Genomic DNA, 12,413 nt, shown 5'->3' with positions numbered 1-12,413 from the left:
ACCTCGAACGTCAGTGGGAAAGGAAAAGCGAAGGCTGGTCAGCCGACAGCAGGGTGCGCGTCGTTCCGCCAAAGATGAATTCCTGCAGGCGCGGGTGGCCGAACGCGCCGGCCACCATGATCTCCGCCCCCGCCTTGCTCGCCGCATAGAGCAGCAGCGGAGCGGCGTCGCCGCTGTCGGGCAGCACATCGACTTCGGCGCGGATGCCGCGCGCGGCGTAGTAGGCCTGCAGCCGCATCGGGTCGAAGCTGCGCGAGGTGGCCTTCGGCGCGGCCAGGATGACCACCTTCGGCGCCTTCTCCAGCAACGGCAGGGCCAAACGCGCCGCGCGAGAAGCCTCCTTGCCGCCGTCCCACGCCACCGCGACGGGCCCGCCGACCGCAAACCCCTCGCGTGCAATCAGCACCGGACGCTGCTCGTCAGCGACCACCTGCTGGAACGCCTCGGCCAGCGGCCCTCGTCCCCGCGCCGAGTCGTTGCTGAACACCACCACGTCCGAGAGACGGCTCTCCGCCGACAGGCCCGCCCAGACCGGCGTCTGCAGGGCGATGAACTGTCCCTTGGCGTAGCCGGCCGCGTCCATGGCCGCCCGCGCATGCTTTTCGCCCGCGGCCGCAGCCTCCTTCAGCGACTCCAGCGCCGTCGTCTGCACCCCGCCCAGAAAGCCTTCGCCCATCCAGGGCATGACGTCGGCGACGTCGGCCGGCGTGTACACTCCCGCCAGCTCGGCGCCGAAGGGCCTGGCCAGCGTCGCCGCCGCCGCGATCACGGCCTTGTCCCCCTCGCCACCCGATAGCGGCGCCATGATTCTCGCCCAACTCATCGTTCACCTCTTTGTCGTCAGCCGGACTTGAGCCGCAATCGCACGCCGCGCATTGATCTTTGGCAAGTCCTGGGTCAGTTCACGACCTTGACTGTGAAAGGAACGCTTCGGTGAGGAAAGGGCTGCGTGCATCGCGCAAGGAACCGCGCGCCTGGCAACGGATGCTCTCGGGGCGCCGGCTCGACCTGCTCGACCCCTCGCCGATGGACATCGAGATCGAGGACATCGCCCACGGCTTGGCCCGCGTCGCACGCTGGAACGGGCAGACGGTCGGCGAGCACGCCTTCTCGGTCGCCCAGCACTCCGTCGTCGTCGAGGAGATCTGCGCCCACCTGCGGCCCGACCTCGATCCCAAGTGGCGGCTGGCCGCCCTGCTCCACGACGCCTCGGAGTACGTGATCGGGGACATGATCAGCCCCTTCAAGGCCGCCCTGGGCGTGGATTATCGGAAATTCGAGGATCGGCTGGAGACGGCGATCCACGTCCGCTTCGGCATCCCCGCCAAGACCCCGGCCGACATCAAGAAACTGATCAAGCAGGCCGACCGCGCCTGCGCCTTCTTCGAGGCCACCCAGCTGGCCGGCTTCGCCCACGCCGAGGCGCTGGAGATCTTCGGCCCCCCGCCCCCCGGCTACGACCTCACCATCGACCCCCAGGCCCCGGCCCAGGCGCAAACCCGTTACATTCAGCGCTACAATGTGCTCTCCGAGGCGGCGGGATTCGCGACCACGCACCCGGACGCCGCCTTCGACACCGAGTAGCGCCCATGACCCTGATCATCTGCGGACTGGCCGAGGCGCCCGCCATCATCGCCGCCCGCGCCCCCTCGCACATGGTCACCCTGCTGGACGCCGCCAGCATGATCGAGACCCCGGCCCCGCTGCCGCCCGAGCGGCACCTGAAGCTGGCCGTCAACGACATCGCCGAGCCCGCCGAAGGCCTGACCCTGCCCGACGAGGCCCTGGTCCAGCGCCTGCTCGCCTTCGCCGCGACCTGGGACGCCAGCGCCCCGATGCTGGTCCACTGCTGGGCCGGCGTCAGCCGCTCGACCGCCGGCGCCTTCGCCATCGCCTGCGCGCGCAACCCGCACGCCGACGAGCACGCCATCGCCCGGAAGATGCGCGCCAGCGCCGCCCACGCCTATCCCAACCGCCGCATCGTCGCCCTGGCCGACGACATCCTGGCCCGCCGCGGCCGCATGGTCGACGCGGTCGAGGCCATGGGCGACTACGACTACGCCCGCGCCCGGCCCTTCGACCTGCCGGCGGCGTTCTGATGGAGGCCGCCCCCGTCGTCATCGGCCTGTCGGCGGTGGTCGTCGCGGTCAAGGCCGGCGAGGCCGTGGTCCTGACCGTGCGCCCGCCCGGCCAGCCCGCCTCCGGCCTGCCCTTCGGCCCCTTCGACCCCGAGGGCGACCGCACCTTCGAGCTGGCCCTGCGCGCCTTCGTGACCGCCCAGACCCGCTTCGACCTCGGCTATGTCGAGCAGCTCTACACCTTCGGCGACAAGGGCCGCTACGCCCCGGTCGCGGTGGTCGAGGGCGCCCGGGCGGGCGCGGCGCGCGTCATCTCGGTCGGCTACCTCGCCCTCACCCCCAAGGCCGTCGACACTACCGCCCCCGACACCGCATGGGCCGACTGGACGCGGTTCTTCCCCTATGAGGACTGGCGCGAGGGCCGCCCCGACGCCCTCGACGCCATCGCGCCCGCCCTGGAGCGCTGGGCCGCCGGCCGCCCCGAGCGCGCCGCCCGCGCGCGCCTGGCCTTCGCCCTGGACGGCGCGCCCTGGAACGAGGAGCGGGTGCTGGAGCGCTACGAGCTGCTCTACGAGGCGGGCCTGGCCCCCGAGGCCGCCCGCGACCGCGGCGAGGCGCCGCCGCCCCGCCCCGAGGCCCTGGCCGCCGCCCTTGGCGAGCCGATGATCTCCGACCACCGCCGCATCCTGGCCACCGCCCTCTCGCGCCTGCGCGGCAAGCTCAAGTATCGCCCCGTCGTCTTCGAGCTGATGCCGCAGGCCTTCACCCTCTCGGCCCTGCAGCGCGCGGTCGAGGCCATCGCCGGCGTCCCCCTGCACAAGCAGAACTTCCGCCGCGCCCTGGAACGCGCCGAACTGGTCGAAGGCCTCGGCCGCGTCGACGCCGAGACCGGCGGCCGCCCGGCGGAGCTGTTCCGCTTCCGCCGGGAGGTGCTGAGCGCGCGGCCGGTGAGCGGGTTGAGCCTGCCGTTGTTGAGGGATTGAGCTCCCCTTCCTCGGAGCGAACGAGGTGCTCTAAGGGCCGGAAAGCGGCCGTTCCAGACATTCACCTAATGCCGGAAGCAGACATTGCCCGCTCCTCATTTGTAGCTCTCGTACCGTTCGGCAACCTCAACCTCGCGGTCGAGCACGCGGAGTTCCTTGATGCGTCCACTCAACGTGTCGAGTTCCACGAATACGGGCAGTTCCACCTCCGTCTCGACCTCGGTTGATCCACTCGCAATACCGTACCAGCGGTCGTCTTCCCGGTCGTAGACGGCCTCAGACCGGTCCTCAAACTGGACCTCAACGCGCGCGATGGCCCCGATCTCCAGCGACAGGCTGATGGCATCCTTGCTGCGCCCGATAAGCTCCCAGTCGCGGACCGCGATCAGGTCGACGAAGTCACCCTCGAAGGCCTCACCCTGGGCAAGTTCGCCCGTATAGATGAAGATCGCATCACTGATTGCCCCCTTGAGGCCCCGCTTCAGCTCCCGCTCGAACGACGGCTGCGCCATGAGCGCGTGGGCCAGCGCCTGCGCTTCGCCGTCGGCGGCGGCAAGCGTCAGAACCGACTGTATGTTCTTAAGCGCTAGAAACCGCGTACTGGCCGCTGCAGCGCGCAACATCGCCTGATCCTCTGTGACCACGTACATCCGCTCGCCCTTCGCCGCGCACCAGGCTTCGAGCGCATGCAGCGCGAAGGCGTCCGGGAACTCCTTGCCGCCCTTGCCGTCGAAGGGCGGATCACGCCGGAAGTAGGCATCGAATACTGCCTTGGGCGATACCTCCATAGCCCGGTGTAGCTCGGCCCTGCAGTCCGTCAGGATTGCGCGCGCGAGCGCCTCAGACAGCCCCAACGCAAGGGCCGCGGTGTCAAGCGGCGCGGAGGAACGCGGTACAGCTTTCGGCGTGGCATGCCTCCAGCGCGCGAGATCCTTCTCGATCGCCGCCAGCTCACGGGCGCGAGCCGCCACCACCTCCCGCAGTTGCCGTGCAACCTCCTCCAGGGTGACGTCCGTCACATGCAGCGTGAGCCGCCCCTGCATCACATGCTGCGCCAGCGCGCGTAGGGCCGGGTTGTGCGGATTGTGCTTAAGGCCATTGTAGACCTGAGTATCCAGGAACACATGTCGTGTCTCGAGCAGCGGTGTCACCGCCGTGTTCGGGTCTGTCGACATATCCCCTCCCAAGTGGTGCTTGACTTCAAATAGCAGCCCACGCGCGCCGAAAAATCGGCAACTTGACACCTTGCGTCAAGTTGCCTTGACGATTAAATTCGAATGACTTAGACGCGAGGAATGGATGTGGTCTTCGAAGATGACCTCTTGGCCCTAGTCGAGACGGATCAAGCGGCGCAGACACGGCTCCCGGTGGCGGTGATCCAATCCGCGCGCCGGAAGTTAAACGCGATTCGAGCCGCACCCGACGAGCGGACTTTGCGGAACTGGAAGAGCCTGCACTACGAGAAGCTGAAGAGTAACCGCGATGAACAGCGGTCTATCCGCATAAATGACCAATGGAGGCTCGTCTTTCGGCTGGACGAGAAGTGCTCACCTCAACGGGTAACTGTAATCGCCATCGAAGATTACCACTAGGGGTTCGGGGGAGCCGCAGAAAATGACCATGAAGTACGTATCACTCGACCCGCCAGGGTCTTACATCAAAGAGGAATTGGAGGCTCGCGGGTGGACCCAGCGAGACCTCGGCTACGTCCTTAACATGGGCGAGCAACAGTTAAGCCGCATCCTATCCGGCCAACACGCTATTACACCGGATATGGCGCGAGCGCTTGGTGATGCCTTTGACGTGCCGGCCGACTTTTTCGCGAACCTCCAGAAGCAGTATGATCTGTCGCGGGCAAAGGAGCCCGATCCTGGTATTAGGACGCGCGCGTCTCTTCAGACGATCTATCCCGTCCGCGAGATGATCAAGCGAGGCTGGATAGAGGACGCCGAACCCTCGCTCTTGCAGTTGCAGATTGCACGTTTCTTCGAGGTTGAGAGCGTGGATGAAGCACCGCGGTACGCTATGGCGGCAAAGAAGACGCACTACGATAATGACCCGCCCGCGCAAGTCGTTTGGTTATACCGCGTGCGTCAGCTTGCCCGGCAATTGGACGCCCCTCCGTTTTCTCGTGAGAAGCTGTGCGCAGTGCTGCCGCGCATGCGCCCAATGATGATTGACCCCGAGGCAGTCAAAGAGGTTCCGAATCTCTTGCTAGAATGCGGCGTCAGGCTCGTCGTGGTCGAGTGGTTGCCTGGATCCAAAATCGACGGCGTTTGCACATGGCTGGACGATGATCGGCCGGTGATCGGCCTTTCGACGCTGCATGACCGGCTGGACAATTTCTGGTTCGTCTTGCGCCACGAGATCGAGCACATCCTAAACGGCGACGGCATGGTGCACGCCATGTTCGACACCGACGAAGAGCTAAGCAACAGCGTCGCAGCGGAAGAGCAGCGCGCAAACGAAGCCGCACGCGAGTTCTGCATCCCCTACACTCGGCTGCGTTCATTCCATGACCGGAAATTTCCATACATTTCAGAGCGGGACGTCGTGAACTTCGCCGCAGTACAGGAGGTCCACCCAGCCATCGTCGTCGGCCAGCTTCAGCACCTGATGAAGCGCCACAACTGGCTAAGGAAATTCCAAGTGCCTGTCCGAAGATATCTTGTTGAGACCGCCTTTAGCGACGGCTGGGGCCAGATCGCTCCGGCAAACTTATAGGTGACCTTTGGCCAAATTCAGCCAGCAGATGATCGACGTTTTCGACCGTTACGCGGCCGAAGTGGATGACTCGCCTACTCCCCTTGAAGACGTCGCGAATTGGGCGGTCGCGAATGGGCTCTACAAGCCCAACCTGAAGACTTTGGTACAAATGTGCCGAGAAGACATGGCGGACGCCCTGCGCCAGGACGTCCGCATTGATGAAGAGGGACGCACCTACCGCGCCAAGCTCTCAGTTCGGATGTCAGTCGGCGGATCCCAGCTCAGCCTCTGGGCCGACGCCGATCTTGCGCCGCGCTCGTTCATCGAGAAATCGACCCACCAGCGGCGGCGACAAATCGCGGGAGATTGCTTCAAGCTCAAGCAGGATGTGGATCACTTCAACTTTGCACGGGGCGGCCCCAATCCTATCCAACTGATTCTGAACTTTACGGACGACGTTGCCGAGCTAGAGGCCGAGCGACGTGCAGAACAGGATGACGAAGCGGCTTAGACTTCTTCTCAAGTAGCGCCCCACTGCACGATTTTTGACACGACGCCGCATAACATTAAGGAGTCAGCGGCGGCGGTTGCAGTTCGACTCACACTCGCCGCAATGCGGACCTTCTCCCGGTCCCCAACGCGTGCCCTCGCAGACGCCCCACGCCGCCCCATCTCAGCTCGGCTCCCGGCTTTCGCCGGGATGAGCGGGGGTGGGCGGGCTGAGCGCCCCGCCCTCCCGCTCCCGCAAATCCCGCCCCCCTTCCCCCACGTCCCCCTTGAGCCGCCCACGTTTCGGCGCATCCTGCGCGCCAGCACAATCCCAGGGAGAGCGCGCCATGTCCGGGCCGTGGAGCATCGTGGAGACGTCGGCTTTCGATCCGGTGGCGCGGGCCGATCCGCATGGGCGGCTGCGGGAGCTGCGCGAGCAGTGCCCGGTGCTGCGGGACGAGCCGGTGAAGACCTGGATGCTGACGCGCTACGCCGACGTGCGCGAGACGGTGAACGACCGCAGCCTGTGGCGGCACTGGACGCGCTCGGAGCCGGGGGCGCTGCTGCGGCGGATGGACCGCGATCCGCAGCCCGGCGATCCGCCGCGGGTGGACAGCATCCTGTCGCTGGACGAGCCGGACCACAGCCGCGTGCGGCTGCCGCTGGCCAAGGCCTTCTATGCGCGCATCAACGCCATGAAGCCGCAGATCGAGGCGATCATCGACGAGGTGATCGATGCGGTCCCGCATGGGGCGCCCTTCGACCTGATCGGCGAGGTGGCGGTGCCGATCCCGATCCTGGTGATCGCCACGATCCTGGGGGTGGAGCGCGCGCGGTTCCGCGAGTTCCGCGAGTGGTCGGAGGCCTCGATCCTGGGGCTCAATCCGCTGCGCACGCCGCAAGAGACGCAGCGGATGGAATGGGGCTCGGCCAAGCTGACCGAGTACTTCGCCGAGCTGATGGCGGCGCGGCGGACGGCGCCGGCGGACGACCTGATCACCGACATGGTGCAGCTGCAGGCCGGCGGCGCGCCGCTGTCGGACGACGAGGTGCGGGTGAACCTGTCGGCCCTGCTGATCGGCGGCAACCTGACCACCACCGACCTGATCGGCAACGGCGTTTGGCTGTTCCTGAACCACCCGGACGAGCTGGCCAAGCTGAAGGCCGATCCGGGGCTGGCGGCGGCGGCGGTGGAGGAGATCCTGCGCTATGAGAGCCCGGTGGCGATCACCAACCGGGTGATGAGCGAGGCGCGCACCGTCGGCGGATGCCCGATGCACGCCCACCAGTCGGTGATCACGTCATTGCACGCGGCCAACCGCGACCCGGAGGTGTTCGAGGACCCCGACCGCTTCGACATCACCCGCAAGCACGCGCCGCACGTGGCGTTCGGCGGCGGGGCGCACATCTGCATCGGCGCGCCGCTGGCCCGGATCGAGGCCAAGCAGGCGCTGGTGCGGCTTTTCCAACGCTTCCCCGACCTGGAGCTGGCCGGCGACCTCCCGACCTGGCGGGCGCTGCCGTTCTTCCGCGGGATGGAGGCGCTGGTGGTGCGGGGCTAGTGTGCTGGATCTGAAGTTCGCCTGCATATGGGTCGGGCTCAGGAGCGAACTTCAGATCCGTAAAGCACACTAGAAATCTGGACTTGCTAGCGTCCTGATCGCTTCCGAAGTTCGTCCGAGCCCGCCACCAAGCACCAGCGAACTTCGGAATCGGGACACTAGAGCGCCGCCTCACCAATTCCCGGCGGACTGGAACAGCTCGACCACGTTGCCGGAGGGGTCTTCGGCGAGGATCTGGTGGCCGCCGGGGCCGGAGACGATGTCGTTGCGGAAGACGACGCCCGCCTTGCGCAGGCGCTCGACCTCGGCGGCGAGGTCGGGCACCAGGAGCTGGAGGCGGTTCCAGCCGCCGGGGGCGGGCTGGGCGCCGTCGGGCATCGGGCGGCCGGCGGAGCTGGCCTTGCCGCTGAGCAGGACGCGCAAGGGCCCCTGGCGCACGGCGGCGAAGGCGGGCGAGGCGTTGGGCAGGGCCTCGAACCCGAAATGGTCGACGTACCAGGCGGCGGACGCCAGCGGGTCGTCGACCATGTAGCGGACGTTCACGGTGGTCTCACTCATGACGCTTCCTCCTTGGGATCAGGGCGCGAGGGTCCGGCGCAGCATCGACTTCAGGGCGGCGAGGATCGCGGTGCGGTCCTGGCCGGCGGCGACGGCGTCGGCGGCCTCGTGGATGGCGGCGAACAGCAGCCGCGCGGTGGGCTCGGGATCGACGGGGCCGAAGGCCTCGGCCTCCTGACCGGCGCGGATCACCGCGGCGATGCGGGCGATGCCGTTGTCGGCCAGCGGGCGGCGCTCGGCGAAGTCGGAGTGGAACACCGCCTCCCCCACCCCGCGGCGCGAGAGGGTGTGGTCGATGAAGGCCTCGGCCTGCTGGTCGATCAGGGCGGGCCAGTCGAGCGGGCCCTCGACCTCGGTCGGCAGCGGGTTGTTGGCGTCGAACTCGGCGACCAGCCGCTGGCGGATCGCCTCCAGGAGGTCGTCCCAGCTGGGGAAGTAGAGGAAGAAGGTGCCCTTGGCGACGCCGGCCTCGCGGGCCACGTCCTCGACCCGCACGCGCGCGCCGTGGGCGTTGATCAGCCGCTCGGCGGCCTCGACGATCTCGCGCCTGCGCGCCTCGGGAGAGAGGCGGCGGCGGGGCGGCTTGCCCATGGGAGGGCTCCTAATGACCTTGGGTCATTAGATAACTGACCAGCGGTCAGTGTCAAGCGCCCGTCCCTACTTCACCTTCATGGCCAGGATCTCGCGCGTGCGGCGGGTGATGCCGTAGAGGGTTCCGGGGGCGGTCTCGTCCCAGTCGATCGCCTGGCCCTCGGCTTCCATGGGGATGGTCTCGACGTGGTCGAGCACGCCGCCGCCGGCCGGCAGGCGCACGGCGTAGAGCTCGGGCAGGTCGTGGCCGCTGAGATAGAGCCGCCCGTCCGGCCCCCAGCCGCCGCCGGAGACGCTCATCGGGGCGATGCGGGCCAGGATCGAGGCCGGCAGGGCCCAGGCCTCCAGCCGCCGCCACTCGGCGTCGAACTTGACCAGGGTGGTGTGGCGGTGGTCGCGGGGCGGCTCGCCGCCCTTGCCGTCGTAGTTGGCGAACATCGCCCACCAGAAGCCGTCCTTGCGGTCGACCCAGGTGATCGAGCCGGTCCCGAGGCCGAGCGCGACGCTGCGCCGGTGGGCGAGCGTGACGGGGTCGAAGACCTCGACCGTGCTGACCTGGGGCACGCCGGGGAAGTTGGAGCTGGCGCAGACCAGCTCCCTGGCGATCACGGCGCAGGAGTTGATGTGCGGGAAGCGGGCCGGATCGCCGGTCCATTCCGCGCGTTTCTCGCCGGTCTGCTTGTCGTAGCGGACCAGCTGCCAGTTGCTGACGGCGTAGAGGTCGGACGGGCCGACGGCGACGCCCTGGCGCGCGCCCGAGGGATAGCGGCGCAGGGTCTCCGCCGCCGGCGCGAACGGGACGGCCGGCGGCTCGGCTGCGGCCTGGAGCAGCAGGGCGGAGAGAAGCGCGATCATCCTCTCCCCTCCCCTAGAAGTTCACCGTGGCGCCGATCCAGTAGGTGCGGCCGTAGTTGGCCCATTCCTGCAGATAGCGGCGGCCGGGGCCGGTCACTTCCTGGCGGCCGGTGTTGGAGAGGTTCTGGCCCTCGACGAAGATCGAGACGTTGTCGTTCACGCGCCACGAGGCGCTGGCGTCAAAGACGTGGCGGCCCTTCCAGTACTGGTCGGAATTGGGGTTGGCGTCGTTGATCGTCTCCAGCTGGCCGCCGATGTAGTTGTGCGAGACGCGCACCTCGAAGGGGCCGCGCTGATAGTAGATCGCCTCGTTAGTGGTGATCTCGGGCTGCTGGAAGAGGCCGGTGACGCGGCGGCCGGCGGCGGTCAGATAGGCGAACTCGGTGTCCAGCCAGGTGATGTTGCCGTTGAAGCCGAGGCCGTCGAACGGCTGCGGCAGGAAGGTGAAGGCCTGCTGGACGGCGAACTCCAGCCCACGGATCTTGGCGCTCTCGGCGTTGCGGGGGGTGGAGACGCGGACCGCCTCGACCCCGCGGCCGACGTCGAGGTTCTCCACCGAGGTCAGGGTGAAGATCTCGTTCTTGATGTCCTTGGTGAAGACCGCGGCCGAGACCATGCCGTCCTTCGGATACCACTCGATGGAGAGGTCGAAGCCGCGGCTCTCGCGCGCCTTCAGGCCGGGATTGCCGCGCGACAGGGTCGGCTGGCTGCCGTCGAAGGAGAGGTTCTCGCTGGCGGCCAGCGAGCCGAAGTCCGGGCGGCCGATGGTGTTGGTCCAGGCGGCGCGGACCACGACGTTCTGCGCCACGTCCCACTGCAGGTGCAGGCTGGGCATCCAGTTGTCGTAGGACCCGGAATTGCTGACCGGGGTCAGGGCGCCGCCGCTGGCGCGCACCGCATCCGACGAGACCTTGGTGCGCTCGTAGCGCAGGCCGCCGAGGATGGTGACGTCGCCGAACCGATAGCTGGCCTGGCCATAGGCGGCGTAGACGTCCTCCTTGACCTGATAGTCGCCGGTGCGCGGGTTGGTCGTGGCCGCGAACCGGGCGCGGTTGGCGTTGAAGAAGGCCATGGCCTCGGCCGCGCCGATGCGGGGGCTCAAGCGGTAGCGGCCGGCGATCAGCTCGCCGGGGCCGGGGCGGTCCACCTCGTCCAGGGTGTAGGTGAAGCTGGTGGCGCGATAGTTGGTCTGGCTGTTCTCGTACTCGCGCTTGGAGGTGCGCAGCACGCCGCCGAACTGGGCCTTCCAGTTATGGTCGTCGGCGCCCTGGTCGTAGGCGAGGTTGAAGCGCGCCTGGCCGACCTTTTCGTCGCTGGCGGTCAGGGCGTCGCGGTGCTGCTGCAGGACGTAGTTGGCCGGATTGCGCATGGCCGCGTCGCTCACCGGCGTGAACACCGGGAACAGCGGATTGGTGGTGTCGTAGTTGAAGGCGTAGTTGGCGCCTTGAGCATCGACGGTGCGGAACTCGACCGAATGGTTCGGCACCTCGAGCTTGGCGCTCGACCAGACCAGGTCGCCGTCGAGGCTCCAATGGTCGGCGAAGTCCCACTTCGCGGCGGTGCGGGCGAGCGCGATCTCGCGCTTGGTGATCGGCTGGTTGAGCTGGATGACGCCGCGCCCGCGGGCGAAATAGCCGCTCGTCTGGGTCTGGTTCGCGACATTGCCGAGCGGCTCGATGCGGTTCTCGATCCGCTCCTCGTCGTCCTCCATGCGCGCGAAGAGGCCCGAGGCTTCCCAGCGGAAGGTGTCGGAGGGGCGGTACTCGATCTTGCCGTTCACGCCGCTGCGCTGCTTGGTGTTGTTGTACCAGAACAGGCGCTGGAAGGTCGGGACCTGGATGCCGTTGCCGCGCGGATCGCCCGAGGCGACCGGCGCGCCGGCGGCGGTGTATTCGCGCACCGAGGGGTCCTGCGACTCGACCTGGGGGATGTCGTAGTCGAGCTGCTCGAACGAGGCGCCGACGACCACGCCCCATTCGTCCGAAGCGCCGAAGGTCGTGCCTGCGGCGAAGGCGCCGCGGAAGGACGGCTTGTCGTTGCGCACGCCGCCGCTGCGCTCGTAGCTGCCGTAGGACGCGAGGCCCGAGAAGAACGGGCCGTCATGGTCGAAGGCGCTGCGGGTGGTGACGTCGATCGTGCCGCCGATGGCGTTGCCGTCCGAGGCCGGCGTGACGGTCTTCACCACCTCCAGCCGGCCGACCATCACCGAGGGGACGATGTCGAGCGGCACGGTGCGGCCGCTCTCGTCCACCGAGCCGACGATGGCGCCGTCGACCGTGGTGCGGTTGTAGGTCGAGCGCAGGCCGCGCACGACCGGGAAGCGCGGCTCGCCCTGGTCTTCCATGACCGAGATGCCGGGGATGCGGCGCAGAGCGGCGGCGATGTTGTGGTCGGGCATCTTGCCGATGTCGTCGGCGGCCACGACGTCGGCGACCACGAACTCGGCGCGCTTGACGGCGATGGCGGCCCGCTGGGCCTCGCGCTGGCCGGTGACGATCAGCTCGTCGACCTCGGCGGCCTCGTCGGCATAGGCCGGCGCGACCAGGGCGCTGGTGGCCAGCAGGCCTGCGAGCAGGCTCAAGACGGTACGG

General features: G+C 67.9%; 12 protein-coding genes and 1 pseudogene. 7 read left to right on the top strand and 6 right to left on the bottom strand.

Going from position 1 to position 12,413, the window contains the following annotated elements:
* Positions 1 to 10: 10 nt before the first annotated feature.
* Positions 11 to 823 carry a universal stress protein gene (locus ACE3T2_RS04470; protein ID WP_374655129.1) on the bottom strand — a complete coding sequence of 271 codons (813 nt, stop codon included), beginning with the start codon at positions 821 to 823 and terminating at the stop codon, positions 11 to 13.
* 110 nt (positions 824 to 933) lie between these two features.
* Between ACE3T2_RS04470 and ACE3T2_RS04465 the strand changes: the two genes are divergently transcribed.
* From ACE3T2_RS04465 to ACE3T2_RS04455, 3 genes are read left to right on the top strand one after another with little or no spacing between them, the layout of a single operon-like run.
* The gene (locus ACE3T2_RS04465; protein WP_374655127.1) at positions 934 to 1,584 is read left to right on the top strand and encodes a YfbR-like 5'-deoxynucleotidase; all 651 of its coding nucleotides are present in this window, start codon (positions 934 to 936) and stop codon (positions 1,582 to 1,584) included.
* 5 nt (positions 1,585 to 1,589) lie between these two features.
* The gene (locus tag ACE3T2_RS04460) at positions 1,590 to 2,099 is read left to right on the top strand and encodes a tyrosine phosphatase family protein (protein ID WP_374655125.1); all 510 of its coding nucleotides are present in this window, start codon (positions 1,590 to 1,592) and stop codon (positions 2,097 to 2,099) included.
* Positions 2,099 to 3,061, top strand: a complete 963-nt coding sequence (locus tag ACE3T2_RS04455) for an NAD regulator (RefSeq protein WP_374655123.1) — start codon at positions 2,099 to 2,101, stop codon at positions 3,059 to 3,061. The genes ACE3T2_RS04460 and ACE3T2_RS04455 overlap by 1 nt, the downstream gene beginning before the upstream one ends.
* Before the next feature lie 95 nt (positions 3,062 to 3,156).
* On the opposite strand, the gene ACE3T2_RS04450 is transcribed toward ACE3T2_RS04455, so the two are convergent.
* A complete protein-coding gene (locus ACE3T2_RS04450) occupies positions 3,157 to 4,236 on the bottom strand; it encodes a PIN domain-containing protein (protein ID WP_374655121.1) in 1,080 nt (359 codons plus the stop codon).
* Between the two features lie 120 nt (positions 4,237 to 4,356).
* Here ACE3T2_RS04450 and ACE3T2_RS04445 point away from each other — a divergent pair, with 120 nt between their 5' ends.
* The 4 genes from ACE3T2_RS04445 (at position 4,357) to ACE3T2_RS04430 (ending at position 7,818) form a co-directional block, all read left to right on the top strand.
* Positions 4,357 to 4,653, top strand: a complete 297-nt coding sequence (locus ACE3T2_RS04445; protein WP_374655119.1) for a type II toxin-antitoxin system RelE/ParE family toxin — start codon at positions 4,357 to 4,359, stop codon at positions 4,651 to 4,653.
* Between the two features lie 22 nt (positions 4,654 to 4,675).
* On the top strand, positions 4,676 to 5,785 hold the full coding sequence (locus ACE3T2_RS04440) for a HigA family addiction module antitoxin (protein WP_374655117.1): 1,110 nt from the start codon (positions 4,676 to 4,678) through the stop codon (positions 5,783 to 5,785).
* Between the two features lie 7 nt (positions 5,786 to 5,792).
* A complete protein-coding gene (locus ACE3T2_RS04435; RefSeq protein WP_374655115.1) occupies positions 5,793 to 6,278 on the top strand; it encodes a hypothetical protein in 486 nt (161 codons plus the stop codon).
* Positions 6,279 to 6,603: 325 nt separating this feature from the next.
* Positions 6,604 to 7,818, top strand: a complete 1,215-nt coding sequence (locus ACE3T2_RS04430; protein ID WP_374655113.1) for a cytochrome P450 — start codon at positions 6,604 to 6,606, stop codon at positions 7,816 to 7,818.
* Positions 7,819 to 7,989: 171 nt separating this feature from the next.
* On the opposite strand, the gene ACE3T2_RS04425 is transcribed toward ACE3T2_RS04430, so the two are convergent.
* The 4 genes and pseudogenes from ACE3T2_RS04425 to ACE3T2_RS04410 all read right to left on the bottom strand — a co-directional run.
* The gene (locus ACE3T2_RS04425; protein ID WP_374655111.1) at positions 7,990 to 8,376 is read right to left on the bottom strand and encodes a VOC family protein; all 387 of its coding nucleotides are present in this window, start codon (positions 8,374 to 8,376) and stop codon (positions 7,990 to 7,992) included.
* 18 nt (positions 8,377 to 8,394) lie between these two features.
* Positions 8,395 to 8,967, bottom strand: coding sequence for a TetR/AcrR family transcriptional regulator (locus tag ACE3T2_RS04420; RefSeq protein ID WP_374655109.1), 573 nt, complete (start codon positions 8,965 to 8,967; stop codon positions 8,395 to 8,397).
* Positions 8,968 to 9,033: 66 nt separating this feature from the next.
* Entirely contained in the window at positions 9,034 to 9,822 is a 789-nt protein-coding gene (locus ACE3T2_RS04415; protein ID WP_374655107.1) for a hypothetical protein, read from the bottom strand.
* Positions 9,823 to 9,835: 13 nt separating this feature from the next.
* Positions 9,836 to 12,397 (bottom strand): annotated as a pseudogene (locus ACE3T2_RS04410) (TonB-dependent receptor); the annotation flags it as partial.
* Between the last annotated feature and the right edge of the window lie 16 nt (positions 12,398 to 12,413).

Origin of the sequence: Phenylobacterium sp. (assembly GCF_041919955.1) — a bacterium.
GTDB lineage: Bacteria > Pseudomonadota > Alphaproteobacteria > Caulobacterales > Caulobacteraceae > Phenylobacterium.
This window is presented reverse-complemented; position numbering and strand designations above follow the sequence as displayed.